13 protein-coding genes and 1 pseudogene are annotated in these 18,325 nt (G+C 73.8%); 11 read left to right on the top strand and 3 right to left on the bottom strand.

Going from position 1 to position 18,325, the window contains the following annotated elements:
* Positions 1-8 precede the first annotated feature (8 nt).
* From IE248_RS15075 to IE248_RS15065, 3 genes are read left to right on the top strand one after another with little or no spacing between them, the layout of a single operon-like run.
* On the top strand, positions 9-1,139 hold the full coding sequence (locus IE248_RS15075) for a MinD/ParA family ATP-binding protein (RefSeq protein WP_190030943.1): 1,131 nt from the start codon (positions 9-11) through the stop codon (positions 1,137-1,139).
* Positions 1,136-5,137, top strand: coding sequence for a type VII secretion protein EccCa (gene eccCa, locus IE248_RS15070; protein WP_190030942.1), 4,002 nt, complete (start codon positions 1,136-1,138; stop codon positions 5,135-5,137). The genes IE248_RS15075 and eccCa overlap by 4 nt, the downstream gene beginning before the upstream one ends.
* A 16-nt stretch (positions 5,138-5,153) precedes the next feature.
* Complete coding sequence (locus IE248_RS15065) at positions 5,154-6,581, top strand: DUF6177 family protein (protein ID WP_190030941.1); 1,428 nt, start codon at positions 5,154-5,156, stop codon at positions 6,579-6,581.
* Between the two features lie 3 nt (positions 6,582-6,584).
* Here the strand turns inward: IE248_RS15065 and IE248_RS38690 are convergent.
* The 3 genes and pseudogenes from IE248_RS38690 to IE248_RS15055 form a co-directional block, all read right to left on the bottom strand.
* Positions 6,585-6,840, bottom strand: a pseudogene (locus IE248_RS38690) (IS701 family transposase); the annotation flags it as partial.
* A 272-nt stretch (positions 6,841-7,112) separates the two neighbouring features.
* Complete coding sequence (locus tag IE248_RS15060; RefSeq protein ID WP_190030940.1) at positions 7,113-7,592, bottom strand: hypothetical protein; 480 nt, start codon at positions 7,590-7,592, stop codon at positions 7,113-7,115.
* Positions 7,593-7,922: 330 nt separating this feature from the next.
* The gene (locus IE248_RS15055) at positions 7,923-8,126 is read right to left on the bottom strand and encodes a DUF6243 family protein (RefSeq protein ID WP_073797835.1); all 204 of its coding nucleotides are present in this window, start codon (positions 8,124-8,126) and stop codon (positions 7,923-7,925) included.
* A gap of 265 nt (positions 8,127-8,391) precedes the next feature.
* Between IE248_RS15055 and IE248_RS15050 the strand changes: the two genes are divergently transcribed.
* From IE248_RS15050 to IE248_RS38175, 8 genes are all read left to right on the top strand, one after another.
* Positions 8,392-9,234 (top strand): CAP domain-containing protein, encoded by an 843-nt coding sequence (locus tag IE248_RS15050; RefSeq protein WP_190030939.1) that lies wholly within the window; start codon positions 8,392-8,394, stop codon positions 9,232-9,234.
* A 126-nt stretch (positions 9,235-9,360) separates the two neighbouring features.
* Positions 9,361-10,026, top strand: a complete 666-nt coding sequence (locus IE248_RS15045) for a molybdopterin-dependent oxidoreductase (protein WP_229895354.1) — start codon at positions 9,361-9,363, stop codon at positions 10,024-10,026.
* Positions 9,968-10,648, top strand: coding sequence for a cytochrome b/b6 domain-containing protein (locus tag IE248_RS15040; protein WP_190030937.1), 681 nt, complete (start codon positions 9,968-9,970; stop codon positions 10,646-10,648). The genes IE248_RS15045 and IE248_RS15040 overlap by 59 nt, the downstream gene beginning before the upstream one ends.
* A gap of 106 nt (positions 10,649-10,754) precedes the next feature.
* Entirely contained in the window at positions 10,755-11,339 is a 585-nt protein-coding gene (locus IE248_RS15035) for an LURP-one-related family protein (protein ID WP_073797831.1), read from the top strand.
* A 165-nt stretch (positions 11,340-11,504) separates the two neighbouring features.
* Positions 11,505-11,687, top strand: coding sequence for a hypothetical protein (locus tag IE248_RS15030; RefSeq protein ID WP_037793209.1), 183 nt, complete (start codon positions 11,505-11,507; stop codon positions 11,685-11,687).
* 146 nt (positions 11,688-11,833) lie between these two features.
* The gene (locus IE248_RS15025) at positions 11,834-13,096 is read left to right on the top strand and encodes a lanthionine synthetase LanC family protein (protein ID WP_190030936.1); all 1,263 of its coding nucleotides are present in this window, start codon (positions 11,834-11,836) and stop codon (positions 13,094-13,096) included.
* 64 nt (positions 13,097-13,160) lie between these two features.
* Positions 13,161-16,403 carry a lantibiotic dehydratase gene (locus IE248_RS15020; protein WP_190030935.1) on the top strand — a complete coding sequence of 1,081 codons (3,243 nt, stop codon included), beginning with the start codon at positions 13,161-13,163 and terminating at the stop codon, positions 16,401-16,403.
* On the top strand, positions 16,400-18,277 hold the full coding sequence (locus IE248_RS38175) for an ABC transporter ATP-binding protein (protein ID WP_190030934.1): 1,878 nt from the start codon (positions 16,400-16,402) through the stop codon (positions 18,275-18,277). The genes IE248_RS15020 and IE248_RS38175 overlap by 4 nt, the downstream gene beginning before the upstream one ends.
* The last annotated feature ends 48 nt before the right edge of the window (positions 18,278-18,325 follow it).

Here is an 18,325-nt window from a genome sequence, read left to right as displayed (position 1 = left end):
GAGACCGCATGCCCCAGGACGACTGGCAGGGCGACCTACTGCGCGACCTACGCAACCTCACCAATGACTCCGGCGAACCGGGACCGCCCGGGGAGCAGGCCGGCCGGCCCCCGACCGCATCCGCCCACGCACCTTCGCAGGCCAATGCACCGGGGCCGGCCGCCGCCGACACCCACCTGGCGCCCGCGCCCGCCCCCAGGCCCCTGCCCACGCCCGTCACCTTGGAGCTCCCGCTCCCCGACGAGCTGGTCAAGGGCAGGCCGCTCAGCGGCGACTCCGCCGCGAAGCGGACCTCCCGCTCGCTGCGCCGGCTCGTCGGTTCCTCCGCCAGCCGCGAGGTGGAGGAGGCGACCCGCGTCGCGCAGGCGCTGCAGCAGCCGCTCACCACCGGCCGGCAGATCGTCGTCACCAGCATCCGCGGCGGCGCGGGCAAGACCACCGTCGCCGCGCTGCTCGGCCACACCTACGCGCACTACCGCCAGGACCCCGTGCTGATGCTGGAGGCCGACCCGGCACTGGGCACCCTCCCGGCCAGGCTCGGCGTCACCAAGGTGCGCTGGACGACAAGTGACGTCGCGCAGCTCATCGACCCGTCGATGCAGCTCACCGACGTCGTCGGCTACCTCATCCAGCTGCCCGACCGGGGCTGGCTGCTGCCCGGCAGCCAGGGCCGCGTGGGCAACCGGCTGGAACTGGACGAGTACCGCACGGTGATGGTCGCGCTGCGCCGCTACTTCGGCGTCACCGTCGTTGACTGCGACACCCTCCCGAGCGAGCTGTCCCGCACCGCCTTGTCGGCGGCCCAGGCCCGCGTGCTGGTCACCCCCGCCACCGCCGAGGGCATCACTGGTACCCGATCGGTGCTGGACTGGATGGCGTCGCTGTCGCGATCCCGGATGCTGGAGAGGACCGTGGTCGTCGTCTCCCCGTCGTCCCCGCACATGACCCTCGATGCCACCGCGGCGCGAGAGCACCTCCAGCTCGACGGCGTGAAGGTACTGATGCTCCCGTACGACCGGCACCTCGCCACCGGTGGCCCGATCCGCACCGACCTGCTCGGCCAGGTCACGCGCGAGGCCGTCACCGAGCTTGCCGCCGAAGTCCTCACCCGAGCCATGAGCAGGCAAAGCAACCGATGACCACCCGCATAGTCCACCGCCCCGCCCGCACCACCCGGCCGCTGCACACCCCCGAGGCGCGCACCATCGAGCCGCCGCCCAACCTGCCCGAGGGCAAGACCGGCGGCGCCCTGCACACCCTCATGCCCATTGCCGGCGTGATGAGTTCGGTCGTGATGATGACGATGGTGCGCAACAGCCAGTTCGCCGGACTCGGCGCGATCGTGCTCCTCGTCACCGTCATCGGCTCGGTCGGCATGCTGCTGTCCCAGCGGGGCAAGGCCCAGCGCACCCGGCGCCGGCAGCGCGAGCGCTACCTGGAGTACCTGGAGGAGCTCCGCGAGGAGCTGGGCGCCGAGGAGCGCGAGCGCCGCGAGACGGCCCGGGTCCTCGACCCGCCGCCCGAGGCGCTCTACGACATCGTGCGCGACCCCGCGCGGCTGTGGGAGCGGCGCCGCCGCGACAGCGACTTCCTGCGGGTGCGCGTGGGCACCGGTCGGATGCCCGTACGCCCCCTGGTCGTCGGCGAGCAGGGCGGCAGTGTCCTCACCCCGCCCGACCGGTTCATGCTCAACGAGGCCGGGGCGCTGACGAATCGATTCTCCACAGCCACCGACCTGCCCCTGACCATCCCCCTCGACCGCGCCGGCAACGTCAGCGTCATCGGCGACCGCGAAGGCGTCCTGCGCGTCGTACGCGCCCTGCTCACGCAGACCGCGGTCGCCCACGCCCCCGACGACGTCGCCCTCGCCCTCGCCTGCCCCGGCGACCGCATGACCGACTGGGCCTGGGTCAAGTGGCTGCCCCACATCCTCGACCCCGACGAGCACGACGGGCCCGTCAGCGCCCGCCGCATCGCCCCGGCGCTGGCCCCACTCGCCCGGCTCATGCACCGGGACCTGCGCGCCCGCGCCTCCTACGCCGCCGAGGTGCGGCGCGGCCTTTCCGGCAAGGACGCGCTGGAGATGACCGACCGGCTGCTGATCGTCAGCGACGAGTACGGTGACGACGCGCGCGAGCTGCCCCGCCCCGACGAGGCCGTGAGCCTGCGGGACATGGGCGTCACCGTGCTGCACCTGGTGGCCGAGCGGGTGCATGAGCCCGGCCAGGTCTCCCTGCGCATCACCGTCGACGGCGACCGGGTCCACATCGATGACCTGCGCCCCTCCGAGCCCGTCACCGCCGACGGCACAGCCGACCAGGCCACCGCCCCCGGCGCCGAGGGCCTGGCCCGCCTGCTGGCCCCGCTGAGGCTGTCCCCCGAGTCCCTCGTCGACGCCCCGCTCTCCGGCCCCGTCGCCTTCGCCGAGATGCTCGGCGTCGAGGACCCGGCCGCCCTGGACGTCAAGGAACTGTGGCGGCCCCGCAGCGAACGCGCCTTCCTGCGCGTACCGATCGGCATCAGCGACTCCCGCCAGCCGGTCCTGCTCGACCTGAAGGAATCCTCCGAACTCGGCATGGGCCCGCACGGCCTGTGCGTCGGCGCCACCGGCTCGGGCAAGAGCGAGCTGCTGCGCACGCTGGTGCTGGCGCTCGTCGCCTCGCACCCGCCGGAGGACCTCGCCATGGTCCTCGTCGACTACAAGGGCGGTGCCACCTTCGCCCCCTTCGCCGGCCTGCCGCACGTCGCCGGCGTCATCACCAACCTCGAGAACCAGGCCGGTCTCGTCGAGCGCGTCCACTCCTCCCTCGCCGGCGAGGTGAAGCGCCGCCAGCAGGTCCTCAAGGACGCCGGCAACATCGCCGACATCGGGCACTACGCCGCGCTGCGCGAGACCCGCCCCGACCTCGACCCGCTGCCGCACCTCTTCGTCGTCATCGACGAGTTCGGCGAACTCCTCACCGCCAAACCCGATTTCATCGACCTGTTCCTGTCCATCGGCCGCATCGGCCGCTCCATCGGCGTCCACCTGCTGCTCTCCAGCCAGCGCATCGAGGGCGGCAAGCTCAAGGGCCTGGACACGTACCTCTCGTACCGGCTCGGCCTGCGCACCTTCTCCGCCGACGAGTCCCGTACGGTGCTGGACACCACCGACGCCTTCCACCTGCCGCCCATCCCCGGATTCGGCTACCTCAAGGTCGACACCAGCGCGTACGAGCGGTTCAAGGCCAGCTTCGTCTCCGGCCCCTACCACGGCCCGGTCGCCCGGGACGCCGAAGCGGGCCCGGCCGTACACCCCTACCCGGAGTTCAACACCCTCGGCGAGCCCGAGACGGGCCCCGGCGAGGGCCAGCCGGCCATGCGCCACCGCAACCCCGGGCCGACCGTCATGTCCGTCGTCGTCGACCAACTCCGCGACGCGGCCCGGCCCACCCGTGCCATCTGGCTGCCGCCGCTGCCCCGGGTCATCGCCCTGGACACCTCCGCAGGTCCGCTCCGGGCCGGCGAGCGCGGCATCCAGCTGGCCGTCCGGCCGGGCCCGCTCAAGGTGCCGCTCGGCCTCCTCGACGACCCGGCCAAGCAGTGGCAGGGGCAGTGGGTCCTCGACCTCACCGTCGCCGGCGGCCACGCCGCCGTCATCGGCGGCCCCCAGTCCGGCAAGACCACCCTGCTGCGCACGCTGGCACTGTCCCTCGCCATGACGCACACGCCGCGCGAGGTCGGCATCTACGGCCTCGACCTCATCGGCGGCGGCCTCGCCGCCCTGACCGGGCTCCCGCACGTCGGCGGCATCGCCGGCCGCGCCGACCGCGAACGCGCCGCCCGTACGGTCGAGGAGATCCGCGGCATGCTCGCCGACCGCGAGGAGCTGTTCCGCGAACACGGCATCGACTCCGTCGAGCGGCTGCGCGAACTGCGCGCCGAAGGCCGGCTCCCCGAGCTGTCCTCGACCGAGATCGTGCTCCTCGTCGACGGCTTCGGCGCCCTGCGCGATGACTTCGACGAGATCGAGGACGCGGTCACCGACCTGCTCAAGCGCGGTGGCGGCTATGGCATCCACGTCGTCGCGGGCATGCTGCGCTGGAACGACGTCCGCATCGCCACCCAGTCCCTGTTCGGCACCCGCGTCGAGCTGCGCCTGAACGACCCCGGCGACTCCAGCATCGACCGCAAGCTCGCCGAGACCCTGGCCCCGGACGAGAAGGGCCGCGTCCTGACCGACGGCAAGCTCTTCGCCCAGACGGCGCTGCCCCGCATCGACTCCCTGGCCTCGACCTCCGAGCTGGGCCCGGCCGTCGAACAGGCGGCCCTGGCGATCCGCTCGTCCTGGTCCGGCGACGGCGCCCAGCGGATCAGGGTGCTGCCCACCCGCATCCCCGCCGCCGCCCTGCCGTCCGTGACGGCCGAACCCAACCGGGTGCCGCTCGGACTGGACCAGACGGCCCTCGCGCCCGTCCTGCTCGACCTGTTCAAGCGCGACCAGCACCTGATCATCCTGGGCGACAGCGAGTGCGGGAAGACCAACCTGCTGCGCCTGGTCACCCAAGGGCTCATGGACCGCTACTCCGACGAGGAGATCGTCTTCGCGGTCATGGACCCGCGCCGGGGCCTGCGCAGGCTGGTCCCCGAGGAGTACCGCGGCGGTTACGCCCACAACTCACGGCTGTGCGGCGCGCTGGCCACCGGTATCGCCACCGAGCTCGAGAAACGCATGCCCGAGGACCTCGCCGCCCAGGACGCCCTCGCGTCCGGCACTTGGTACTCGGGTCCGCGCATCGTCATCCTCATCGACGACTACGACGTCCTCACCAGCGGCGGCCAGCAACCGCTCGCGCCGTTCGTGCCGTTCATCCCCTCCGCGCAGGACATAGGCCTGCACTTCGTCGTCACCCGCAGGGTGGCGGGAGCCTCGCGGGCGCTGTACGAGCCGTTCATGATGACGCTCCGTGAGAGCGGTACGACGGCGGTCGTCATGACCGGCGACCGGCAGGAGGGCCAGCTGTTCCCCGGCGTGTACGCGAACAGCCAGCCGCCCGGGCGCGGCACGCTCGTACGCCGGGGCGAGCCGACCCGGCTGGTCCAGACAGCGCTCGCCGCCGCGGACGGCGACACCGAAACTCCGGCCGACCACGTATGACCAGGGGGAACACCGTATGACCAAGGACGTGATCGCACTTACCGAGCGCATGCCGGACGCCCTGAGCATCCTGGCGGGCCTGCTGGCCGGCGGCCCAGACCTGACGATCGGGACCACCGGCGAGGGCGCCGTGATCCAGCTGTGCGACGCCGAGGGCCGGCCGCTCGTCTCGATCGAGGCGCCGCTGATGCTCCAGGTGCCGGGCGAGGCGGCCCGGCTGCTGGGGCCCGGCGCCGAGCCGTCCGGCGACGGCCCGGCGTGGTGGATCGAGGCCCGCGCCACCACGGGCCTCCCCCAGGCAGAGCAGCTTGCGGGTGCCTTCGCGGCCCGTCTGACCATGCTTCTGGGCGGCCGGGTCTGGCCGCCGGACGCCCCCGGCACCATCGGTGCGGCACGCCCGGTCGACGTCGCGGGCATCACTGCCGTACCCGTACCCGCCGCTGCCCAGCCGGCCGTCGACATGCTCACCGACGAGGCCGCCGTCGTCCTCCAGGACCGCCCGGTCGTTCCCATGACGAGCTGGCTCTCCGAGGCGTTGCGGGCCACCGTGGAGAGCGACCGGTCCCTGCAGATCGTCACCCCGCCGCACTGCCGGCTCTCCCTGCCCACCCGCATGCTGCTGCAGTCCCTGCCCTCGCGCTGGGTGGTGCAGGACGAGCGGTGCGGCTACTACGACGGGCTGACCGGCGCGGTGCTGCGCTGGCAGGACGGCGCCTTCTGCCCGGACCGGGACGAGAGCGGTGAGACCCCGGTGGCGGACGCGTTCACCGAGGTCCGGCCCACCGGCGAGCGTCAGCTCATCGTCTCCTTCCGTACCCTGCACCCGCCGGAGGCGGACCTCGTCCTCGGCGGTGGGCTGGAAGCCGCTTACCGGGCGCTGACCGGCAGCCCGCCGGCCGGCTGGGGGACTTCGGAGCCGGCCGGTCTGACCTGGTCGCGGCGGCAGCTGACCGACCTGGCGTACGAGCGCGCCCCCCAGTCCACCTGGACGGTGGTCGTCGGCACCCCGGACCGGCCCGCCGTCGCCACCCTGCGCGTGATCCGCACGGCGGAGGGGGTGGAGGAGGACGTCACCCTCACGGTGGGCTACGGCCTCGGTGAGCAGCTGCCCCTGGAGGCGCTGCCGGAGCTGGCCGGCGAGCTGGTGACCCGGCACGGGCTGAAGACCATGATCTGCCAGCTGCGCGAGGCGCGCCGGGACCTGAGCGCCCCGCCCCGCTTCGAGCACCCACCGCTGCCGTACGCCTTCGTACTGGGCCCCGCGGAGGTCCGGGAGGCAGGGCGCGACACCGCGAGCAGGACGCCGCTGCGGGAACGCCCGGTGCAGCTGGGCCCCAGCGCCCGGCCGGGCTACTACTACGCGCTCGGCGACGGCGAGACCGCCGAGAGCTGGACCGCCCTCGAACAGCTCGTACGTCATCTGCGCGGGGCGCCGCCCCTCTAGCGGTGGTTTGCCGGCCTCACGGGGTCCGCCGGGCCGGGGCAGGTCGGTGGCCAGGTACCAGGTGCTGTGTGCGGGGAGGGTGGCCGGGTCGGTGGTGGCCACGACCAGGCGGACGTTGCCGTCAGGGCCCCACCGACCGAGGGGCTGCCCACCACGTTTCGGCATGTCCGTCCCGGAACGTCCTCTCGACACCGGTCCAGTCGCCGGGGTTATCAGGGTCTGCACAGGTCAGGGCGTGTGCGGCGTCGACGGGTGTGAACTCCTTTGGCCTCGATCACGCAGAGAGCGTGGCCCCGTGTCGCGGTGGCAACGCTCACCCGCTTCGATTCCCGTCGTCCGCTCTTGAACGAAGGCCTAGGTCAACGACCTGGGCCTTCTTCGTTACCCAGTCCCGCTCGGGCCTCGCGCACCATCCCTGACGAGGGCGGCGGCCACCTCCTTCTGTAGGAGCTCGGCCGGTGTCTCGGGGGGCATCGGGCCGTGGGGGCACGACAGCGCCTCGTACCCACCGGCGAGGACGGGAGAAGTTCTCTAGGAGGAGGTGTCTGCGGCGGTGTCGGTCATCCGGGCGGCGGTCGGGCCGGGCTCGGGAATTGGGGTTCGTGGATCGTCGATGTCGAGTTCGATCTCCAGCCCCGAGGTCGAGCTGAAGGTGGCAACGTTTCCTGACAGTCGAATCCGGTCGAACGGATTCGACTCCGTGAAGAACATCGCCCAAGTTAGCGCGCGGTCAACGGTCAGGCGTGCGATGAATCCTTCCGACCCGTGCGAACCCTCGCCGCCCCACAGCAGCCCCTTTTCTCCCAGGTCTACGGCGGCAAGCCCATCGACCGAGGACACCCACGACGGGTCGCCTTCCAGCGTTCCAGCGAGATCGAAAGGGGTTAGCACCGTGAAACCCGTCGGTGCGGCGGAGTCGAGGGCGACATCGTAGGAGTGCCCGTTGGCATAGTGGAGTGCGTCCTTGATGGGCAGCTCGAAGTCTCCCCATAGGCGTTCGATCGCGGTCATTTGTTCTTGCGTCTCCCGTTACGCATGTGCTCCGGCCTCTCCTTGACCCGTTCTTCGGGCGTACCGTCCGGGTCCGTGACGATCGTCCCCCGTGTCCGGCTGTATCGGGTTCCCGGGGCAGTACCGCTTCCGCGTTGGCCGCGCGGAGCAGGGCGTCGCTCGCGTGGTGTGGGCGTAGGGGAGTGGTGATGGCGGCCGGGCGTCCCGGTGCGTGCGTGGAGCGGCGTCGGAGGCGGCTTCCGCAGTCGGGCGGCTGGGGCGGGGGTGCGCGTGACGCGGAAGGGCCCGGAGCGGGGGTGCGGTCCGGGACCTGGGGGTGGCGGGGGTGGGTCAGGTTTGGGTGGGGGTGTTGGGCTGCTCGGGTGCGGCGGTCTTCTCGCGCATTTTGCGTATCAGCTCCGCCTTCTGGTCGGCGGCGCCCTTGCGGTCGAGGTTGCGGTGCGGGCCGTTGTTCTGGCGTTCGGCGCGGGACAGCTTCTTGCGCTGGCCGCCGCCCTGGCCCACGGGGTTGTTGATGTTCTTGCTGTCGGTCATGGGTTCTCCCGGTAACTGTGGAGTGATCTACGGATTCATGGGTGGGGGGCGGGCGCGGCGACGTCGAAGGGCGTCAGCGGGGGCCCGTCACGCCCCACGCTCGTAAATCGGCGTCTGGAAGAACATGACAAAGACGTTACCCGGTTCCGTCGGGGCCGCGCACCAAGTCGTTCGCCGGTCCTGGCGAGGAAGGTGTTATCTCCGCGGGGCCCGGGAGTCTCCCTCTGTGTCAGGCCAGGTGGGCCGTCGGCTTCGAGGAGATGCGATGCAGGATCACGACCGTGAGGACCGGCTCGGGCGGGTGGGCCGGGGGCACCGGAAGCGGCGGCGCAAGGCGCCGGTGCTCGCGGCGGCGGCCGCCGTGGTACTGCTCGCCGGGGGCGGGGGTGCCTACGCGCTCCTGTCCGGTGCGGCGCCTGAGCGGACAGCGGTCGCTGTAGCGGGGGCGCCCTCCGCGCCCTCCGCGCCCTCCGCGCTCGCCGGTCGGCCGGATCCCGTGGTGGGGGGTGGTGCGGTGCCGGCTCCCACCAGCACCGGGACCGTCTCCAGCAGTCCTCGCCCCGTTGCCTCCGTCACTGCCACCCCGGCGGCAACCCGCCCGAGGGCCTCCGCGTCGGCCTCCGCGCACGCGCGCCCTTCCAAGGCCGCCGCGTCGCCGGCGAGCGGGCCGGCGGGGCCGGACCCCAAGGTGCCCGGGGACCGTACCTCCACGCAGGACGTCCGGACCGCCCAGTCGCTGTCCCTGCAGCTGCTCAACGCCGAGCGGGCCGCCGTCGGCCGGCCCCCGCTCGCGCTCAGGCAGGACCTCAGCGACTTCGCCCGCAAGTGGGCCGAGCACATGCGGACGAGCGGGTTCTCCCACTCCTCCTCCGAGGAACGCGCCTACCTGAAGACCGGCACGCGGACCTGGACCGGCGAGAACATCGTCTGGTTCAGCGACGCCTCGATGACCGCCCAGGAAGCCGCCGAGAAGTTCCAGTCGATGTGGCGCCACAGCCCCGGCCACTACAAGGCGCAGGTCAGTCCGGACTTCACCGAGGTCGGCGTGGGCCTCCATCACGACTCCTCGGGCTGGTGGGGCGTGCACAACTTCTCCGACGGCAGGTGATGACGGAAGTCTGACGTCACGGCGGTTTCGCTGGTCATCCGTGGCGCGCGGTGTTCGACTCGGGGCGTGACGACAGACCATCCCGACAGCGAGGGCGCCCCCGTCGGACGCCGTGTGGTGCTCGGCATGCTCGGGCTCGGCGCCGGGGGGCTCGTCGCCGCGCCGTACGTGCAGCGCGGGACGGAGGCCCTGCTCGGGGCCGCCTCGGACACGGACCCCACCGGCCTCACCGGGCTGCTCCCCAACGGGGGCGGGTTCCGCTACTACTCCGTCGCCTCCTCCGTGCCGCGGCGGCCCGAGGGCGACTACCGGCTCACCGTGGACGGGCTCGTCGAGCGCCCCGCGACGTACGGCCTCGACGCGCTGCGCGCGCTGCCGCAGACCCGTGTCGTACGGGACGTGCAGTGCGTGACCGGCTGGCGCGTGCCCGCGACCGCCTTCTCCGGCGTGAGGCTGTCGCTCCTGCTGGACGCCGCCGGGGTGCGTCCCGGGGCCCGGGCGATCCGCTTCACCTGCTTCGACGGCGCGTACAGCGAGAGCCTCACCCTCCCGCAGGCCCGGCGCGACGACGTCCTCGTCTGCCTGCGGATGCGGGACGAGCCCGTCAGCCACGCGCACGGCGGCCCGGTCCGGCTCTACGTCGCTCCGATGTACTTCTACAAGTCGGCGAAATGGATCTCCGGGATCACCGTCACCTCCGAGGTGCGCCCCGGCTACTGGGAGGAGCGCGGCTATGACGTCGACGCCTGGGTCGGCCGGTCCAACGGCCGCGGCGACGCCCCCACCGTCTGAACCGGGCGCGCGGGTACGGAGGTTCAGCCGGGCCGAGCGCTGGACGCACCGTACGACGGCCGCTCTGGTGCTGCTGTGCGTGGCGACCGCGGCCGCCCTGTACGTACCGCAGGTCGCCGAACTCGTCGGGCGTCGGGAGCTCGTCGTGACCGTGCACGAATGGGCCGGGATCCTGTTGCCCGCGCCCTTCCTGCTCGGGCTCGGATCCCCGGCGTTCCGGGCCGATCTGCGCAGGCTGAACCGCTTCGGGCCGCACGACCGGACGTGGCTGCGCGCGGCCCGGCGACGCGATCGCCGGCGCGCGTCCCGGCCCGCGGGGAAGTTCAACGCCGGGCAGAAGCTCTACGCGTCGTGGATCGCGGGCGCCGCCTTGGTGATGCTGGCGACCGGGCTGCTGATGTGGTTCACGCACCTGGCGCCGCTGGTGTGGCGCACCAGCGCCACCTTCGTGCACGACTGGCTGGCCCTGGCGATCGGAGTGGTGCTGGCCGGGCACATCGGACGGGCGCTCGCCGATCCGGAGGCGCGCCGGGGCATGCGCACCGGGTCGGTCGCGCGGTCCTGGGCGGCGCGGGAGCATCCGCTGTGGCTGGACGCCGGATCCGGCCGGGGTGACGGATAGGGCGGGGCCGGGCGCCGGTCGGCGGGGGTGTACCCGCCGGTCGGCGGGGGTGCGTTCCGCCCTCAGGCGTAGGGAGGGGGAACCCCGGGCTGCCTAGGGTTCCCGTATGGAGCACCTGAACGAATATCTGATGACCCAGAAGATCACCCCGCTGGTCAACCGCTACACGGTCACGACGCCGGACGGCGGGCAGGTCCTCGCGTTCGCCGAGCAGAAGCGGCTCGCGCTGAAGGAGGAACTGACCCTCTGGAGCGGCGAGGACCGGACCCGCCGGCTCGGGGGGTTCAAGGCCCGGCAGGTCATCGACTTCGGGGCCACGTACGACGTCAGCCGGCCCGACGGGGCGACGATCGGCACGTTCCGCAAGGACGTCAAGGCGTCCCTCATACGCTCCACCTGGCACCTGACGCAGGGGGACGAGGCCGCCGCGGTCGGCAAGGAACGGCGGCTCGGGGTCGCCCTCGCGCGGCGCGGGTGGGAGCTGCTCGACCTCGTCGTCCCCGTGATCCCCGTACCGCCGGTGCCGTTCGTCTACCACTTCGACTTCGTGCGGGAGGACAAGCCCGTCCTGTCCGTCGAGCGGAAGTGGGGCATCCGGGACCGCTACGTGATCCGCGTCCAGGACCCCTCGCTCGACCGGGTCCTCGCCCTGTGCATGGCCGTCGGACTGGACGCCCTCCAGTCCCGCTGACCGGCGGTCCCACGGCCGCCGAACGGCGGGGTGGGAAAAGGAAATTCGGCGGGTACTGCCGTCTCGCGCCCGTCGGTAATTTCATTTCCGGGCCGCCACCGGAACGCCTTCCGGTGTTCCGACACGGGGGGCGGCCCCTTGTGTGAGATGAAAGGTGCAGTACCGATGGACGAGTTCCACCTCGACGCCCGCGTGACCGTTTCCGCCGACCCGGCCGAGACCCAGCTGTCCCCCGCCGCGAGCATCGCCTCGCGCATCGTCAGCAAGGCCGTCGTGAAGCAGACGATCAAGCAGACGATCAAGATGACCGCGGCCTGCGCCGCCGTCCGTACGAACGGCAAGTGCTGACCACACCAACGCCGTTCGCGTCGAGTGGTGGGTTCCCCGGCCGTTTCCCGGCCGGGGGGCCTCCCCCGAGGGGCCTCCTCCGAGGATCCGCTCCGGCGCCCCATGCACCGCACGTACCGCACGTACCGAAGCCCGCTAGGCCATCCATGACCGTCGTACCGCCCCTTCCGGCCGGGCTCGCCGCCCGGGCCGAGGCCGTGGCCGGCCTGATCGCCGAGCGCCTCGACACCCCGGCGCGCGCCGACGCCGCCGCCGTACGCGCCGCCCGCCAGAGCGACGTGTCCTTCTGGGCCGGTGCCTCCCTCAGCGAGGGGCACGCCGGCCTCGCCCTCCTGCACCGGCACGCCGCCGGGCGGGAGGAGGGGCAGGGCCGCGCCCGCGCCTTCACTCGGGCCGCTTTCGCCGCCACCGGGCAGAGCCCGCTGCACCACCCCGGTCTGTTCGACGGGACCGCCGGGCTCGCCTTCGCCCTCCAGGACGTGTCCCGCGACGAGCCGCGCTTCCTCCCCAGTCTCGGGCGGCTCCACGAACAGCTGGCCCGGCAGGTGATCGACGCCGACTGGCCGAGGGTGCCCGGCGCCGTCGCCGACCACCACTACGACCTGGTGTACGGAGCCGCCGGGATCGCCGTACAGCTCTGTGCGGCCGCGCCCGCGACCCCGCTCGTCGAGGAGGCCCTGGAGCGGTGCCTGCGCCACCTCGTGTGGGTGGCCGCCGACGGGAACTGGGCCGTGGGCGGCCGGCTCGACACCGGCATGGCGCACGGCGCCGCCGGGATCGCGGCCGCCCTCGCCGCCGCGTGGCGCCGGGACCGGCGGGTGCCGGGGCAGCGCGCCGCCATGGAGGAGCTGACCGGGTGGCTGCTGGCCGTCGGCGACGGTGGCACGGGACCCGGACGCGGCGGGAGCGGCGCGGGCGTGGCGGGCGGTGCGGGCGGGCTGCGGTGGTCGCGGGTCGTGCCGGCCGACGGCGGCGAGACCGCGCCCGCCTGGTGCCACGGCACCGGGGGCGTCGCCGCCGGGCTGCTAGCCGTCGCCCGCGCGACCGGCGATCCGGGCCTGGAGGCGCGGGCGTTCGCCGCGCTCGACGGGCTGCTCGACCGGGTCGCCGACGGGGACGTACCGCGCTCGCCGACCGTGTGCCACGGGCTCGCCGGGATCGCCGCGCTCGCCCACGAGTTCGCCGCGCACGGCAGCGCCGGGGCCGCCCGGGCCCTGCCGGGCCTCACCCTGCGGCTGGTGGACGCCGCCGACCCCGGGCTGCCGCTGCTCTACCGCGACCACGAGACCACCGGGCACGTCGTCGACAACCCCGGGCTGCTCACGGGAGCCGCCGGCATCGCGCTCACCCTGCGCGCCCTGGCCACCGGCCACCGGCCCGGCTGGTGGAGCGTGCTGTTCCCCCGGTGAGCCGGACCGCCCTTACCGCCCCGACCCTTCCCTTCCCGAGACCCGCAAGGAACCGACCCGCCCCATGCAGCGGTACCACGCCCTCGACTTCCACCTCCTGCGCGCGCCGGCCCTGCCCGTCGGCGTCTGGCGGGACGCCCTCGACGGGGCCGACCGCGAGCGCACCCGGGCCCGGCTGCTGCGCGCCCTCGCCGACGACCCCCGGGTCCGGCACGGGCTCGTCGCCGCCGGGAGCGGGCTGCTCGACGGGCTGGCGAAGCTCGACGGCTCGGCGCCGGGGTCGGGCTCAGGTTCCGGTTCGGGTTCCGGTTCCGGTTCCGGCAAGGAGGCGCGGCGGGTGCACTCCCGCGCCCTGCGCTACCTCACCCGGATGAGCACCCGCCCCACCCCCTTCGGCGCCTTCTCCGGCGTCGCCCTCGGCACCTTCGGGGACACCACCACCGCCCGCCTCGGCGCCACCGCGCTCGGCGAGGCCCACGTACGGGCCGACACGGCCTGGCTGCTCGCCCTGGTGCAGCGCCTGGAGGAGGACCCGCAGTCGCTGGCCCGGCTCGGGGTGTCCGTCAACGCCATGGCCCACCGGGTGGGCGACCGGCTCGTGCTGCCCTCCTCCGGAGTGCACGGCGACGCCTCCGACCGCCGCGCCGTACGCGTCCGCCACACCGCCCCCCTCGCCCGGATCCGCGCGCTCGCCCCGCCCGCCGCGCCGGTCCCGTACGCCACTCTGGTCACCGAGCTGGCCGAGGAGTTCCCCGCGGCCGGCCGGGAGCGGATCAGCGCGTTCGTCGCCGAGCTGGTCGGGCTGGGGCTGCTCGTCACCGACCTGCGGCCGCCCGTCACCGAGCCGCGCCCCGAGGCGTACGTCCTCGACCGGCTCACCGCCGCCGGAGTCGACCACCCGGCGGTGGCCGCGCTCCGCGAGATCGTCGGGCTGACCGGCCGCGCGCCGTACGGCGACACCGACGCCCTCCGCCGGCTCCGCGCCGCCCAGCGGGCCCTCGTACCCCTCCACAAGGGCCAGCCGTCGCAGGTGGACTCCGCCCTCGACCTCGCCGCGCCCGCCCTGAACCGGCAGATCGCCGCCGAGGTAGCCGAGGCCGTCGGCTGCCTGGCCGAGCTGGGCCGGGCCGCGCCCGCCGGGTACGACCACCTCGGCGCGTACCACCAGGCGTTCATGGAGCGGTACGGCTCCGACGCGCTCGTCCCCGTCCTCGACCTGCTCGGCGCCGAACGCGGCCTGGACGCGCCGGGCGGCTACCTGACCCCGCCGCGCGCCATGGCCCTGAACCAGCCCGTCGCCGAGGACGACCCGCACACCGCCCGGGCGCTCGTCGCCCTCGCGGCCGACGCGTGGCGGCGCGGCGCCGGCGAGGTCGAGCTGACCGACGAGGTGCTCCGCCGGCTGCTGCCCCCGGACGCCGCGAACGCCGCGAACGCCGCGAACTCAGCGGGCCTTTCCGGGCGCCCCGACTGCCCGGGCCTCGACGCGTACGTCCAGATCGCGGCGGACGGCCCCGAGGCCATCGACCGGGGCGAGTGGCGGGCCGTCCTCAACCCCGACGGCCTCGGCGAGGGCGGTCGCACCTTCGGCCGGTTCGGCCACCTGCTCGGCGCGGACGCCACCGATCGGCTGCGCGCCTACGCCCGCGCCCGCGAGGCCCTGGAACCGGACGTCGTCGTCGCCGAACTGGCGTACCTGCCCGCCAACGGGCGCGGCGCGAACGTGGCGATCCGGCCGGCGGTGCACGCGTACGAGATCCCGGTCAACGTCGCGCCGACGGCCGCCCCGGAGCAGGTCATCGACCTCGCCGACATCCACGTCGGCGCGGCCGACGAGGGCCTGCGCCTCTACTCGGCGCGGCTCGGGCGCGAACTCGTCGTCGTCCAGAACCACATGCTCAGCCCGTACGGCGCGCCCAACGTCTGCCGCTTCCTGCTGGAGGTCTCCCGGGCCCGGTACGCCACCCCCGCCGGTTTCGGCTGGGGCCCCGTCGAGGGCGCCCCGCACCTGCCGCGCGTCGTGCGCGGCCGGGTCGTCGTACGCGCCGCCGAGTGGAACCTGTACCCGGCGGGGGCGCAGGCCGCCCCCGCGGCGGGCGGGCCGGTGCCGGTGCCGCGTTCGGCGGACGAGGTGGCCCGCTGGCGGCGCGACTGGGGGGTGCCCCGGTACGTCTACCTCGCGGACGACGACAACCGGCTGCTCCTCGACCTCGACCATCCGCTCTGCGTGGACGAACTCCTCGCCGAGCTGGGCGGCGGGGCCGGCTCCGGCTCCGGCCGGGTCACCCTCCACGAGGCGCTGCCCGGTCCGGACTCCGCTTGGCTGCGGGACGGGTCGGGGCGCGGCCACCTCTCGGAGGTCGTCATCCCGCTGATCGCCACCGGGGCCCGGGAGGCCGCCCGGGAGAGCGGCCCTGGCCTCGCCCCCGAGGAGATCCGGCGCAAGGCCGCGCCCTCGGCGCACCCCGCCCATCTGCCCGGCTCCTCGTGGTCGTACCTCAAGCTGTACGCGGCCCGGGACCTCCACGACGAGATCGCAGCGACCGAACTCCCCGCCCTGCTACCCCAGTTGCGGGAAGCGGGCGCCGATCCGGACCGGTGGTTCTACATCCGGTACGCCGACCCCGACGCCCACCTGCGCATCCGCGTCCGTACGGCGGCGCCCGCCGCGGCCCTGCCCGCGCTGCTCGCCTGGGGCGAGGGGCTGGTCCGGCGCGGTCTCGCCGAGCGCCTCGAAGTGGCCACCTACCACCCGGAGATCAGCCGTTACGGCGGCCCGGCCGTCCACGACGCCGTCGAGGAGCTCTTCGCCGCGAACTCGGACGTCTCCTGCCGGCTGCTGCGCCTCCTGTGGGACGAGGAGGAGCCCGGCCTGGAACCCGAGGCCGTGGTCATCGCCGCCGTGGACGCGCTCTACGCCCAGTGGGGGCTCGGCATCCGCGAGCGGCTGGCCGCCATGCCCCGCCCCGCGCAGGACACGGAGGCCCGCGAGCGGTACCGCAAGGACCGCGACTACCTGTGCGAACTGCTCCAGCCCTGGGAGCGCCGGCCGCACCCGCTCGGCCGCGCCCACCACGAACGGCTGGCCGCCGTCCTCGACGCGCAGGCCCCGGCCGTACGCCGCGCCGCGCTGGCCGTCGCCCGGGCGGAGGCCGCCGGGACCCTGTGGGGCGGCCGGGACGCCATCCTGGCGAGCCTCGCGCACATGCAGGTGAACCGGCTGCTGCCGATGGACCGGCCCGCCGAGAACCGCTGCTACCTGGTGTGGGGCCACGTACTGAACTGCCTGCGCGGGAGGCCCCAGTGAGCGCCGAGCAGACGCAGACGCAGACGCAGGCGCAGACACACCGCCGGCTCTCCCGGGACCTGCGCTACTGGTGGCTGGTGCTGCGCTCCTTCCGGGGGCTCAGCCCGCTGCGGGTGAGCGCCCTGACGCTGCTCACCCTGCTGACCGCCGCCGTCCCCGCCGCCGGGATCTGGCTCACCGCCGACGCGGTGCAGGCCGTCGCCGACGCCGTCGAGGGCGTTCCGGGCGCCGGTGACCGGCTCACCCGGGCCGCCGCCGGGCTGGTCGCGGTCGCGGTCGGCGAGCACGTCCTGTCGTCGGTCGCGCAGTACCTGAACTCCCTGCTCCAGCTGGAGTTCGGGGCCGCGATCGGCGAGCAGGTCATGGTCAAGGGCACCCGGATGGACCTCGGCTCGTACGAGGACCCCGAGGCCTACGACCGGCTGCAGCGCGCCCTGCGCGAGAGCGGCGGCGGCACGGCCTTCGAGGTGTTCGAGGAGATGCTGCGCACGCTCACCTCGCTGGCGTCGCTCGTGATGGTCAGCTCGGTGCTGTTCTCGTGGAACGCCTGGCTCGCGGTCGTCATCCTGCTCGCCCCGGTGCCCGCGCTCGCCGCGCACATCGTGTTCAGCAAGGAGGGGTACGCCGTCGAGTACCACCGCGCGCAGGACCGCCGCCGGGCCTTCTACTACCAGGACCTGACGACGACGGACTCCTCCTACAAGGAGGTGAAGCTGTACCAGCTCGGCCCGTACCTCGTGGACCGCTACCGGGCGCTGGTCCAGGAGTTCTTCCGGGTGGACCGGGGCCTGGCGCGGCGCCGGCACGGCTGGTCGGCGGTCCTGGGGCTGGTCAGCGTGGCCGGTTCGGCCGGGGCCCTGGTCTTCGCCCTCAAGTCGACCGTCTCGACGGGCCGCCTCGGCGAGCTCGCCGGCTACCTCCAGGCGCTCGGCGCCGTGCACGTGGCAGCCGGCGGGCTGCTGCTCGGCGTCGCCACCCTCTACCAGAACACCCTGTTCACCGGGAACCTCTTCGACTACCTCTCACTGCCCGAGGGGAGCGTCACCGGCGGCACCCGGCCGTTCCCGCGGCGCCTCACCCACGGCATCGAGTTCCAGGACGTCACCTTCCGCTACCCGGGCACCGAGACCGTCGCCCTGGACCGCTTCAGCTGCTTCGTCCCCGCCGGCACCTGCTGCGCGCTCGTCGGCGCGAACGGCGCCGGCAAGAGCACGGTCGTCAAGCTGCTGACCAGGCTCTACGAGCCCACCTCGGGCCGGATCCTCATCGACGGGGTGCCGATCGAGGAGTACGACACCACCGACCTCCAGCGCAACATCGGCGTCGTCTTCCAGGACTTCATCCGCTACGAGATGCCGGTCCGCCACAACATCGGCTTCGGGCGGGTCGAGGAGCTCGACGACACCGACCGCATCCGCGCGGCCGCCGCGGCGAGCGGCGCCGACGCGTTCGTCGACGGGTTCGAGGCGACGTACGACACCGTGCTGGGCCGGCACTTCGAGGGCGGCCGGCAGCTGTCCGGCGGGCAGTGGCAGAAGATCGCGCTGGCCCGGGCGTTCCTGCGGGACGCGCCGATCGCGATCCTCGACGAGCCGACCGCCGCGATCGACCCGGAGGCGGAGGCGGACATCTTCGGCCGCCTGCGGACGATCTGCTCCCGGGCCACCTCGCTGGTGGTCTCGCACCGGTTCTCGACCGTCCGGGTCGCGGACAAGATCCTCGTGCTGGACGGCGGCTCGCTCATCGAGGAGGGCACGCACGGGGAACTCCTGGCCCTCGGAGGAACGTACGCCCGGCTCTTCCGGCTCCAGGCCGACGCGTACCTGACGCCGTCGGGTGCGGGGCCCGCCGAACGGTCCGGGGACCTCGTATGACCGCGCCCCCGAGCCCGAGCCCGAGCCCGAGCCCGACCACGACCCCGA

Origin of the sequence: Streptomyces goshikiensis, assembly GCF_014650555.1 — a bacterium.
Classification (GTDB): domain Bacteria; phylum Actinomycetota; class Actinomycetes; order Streptomycetales; family Streptomycetaceae; genus Streptomyces; species Streptomyces goshikiensis.
The sequence above is the reverse complement of the archived record's forward strand: the minus strand, read 5'-3'. Positions and strand labels throughout refer to the sequence as shown.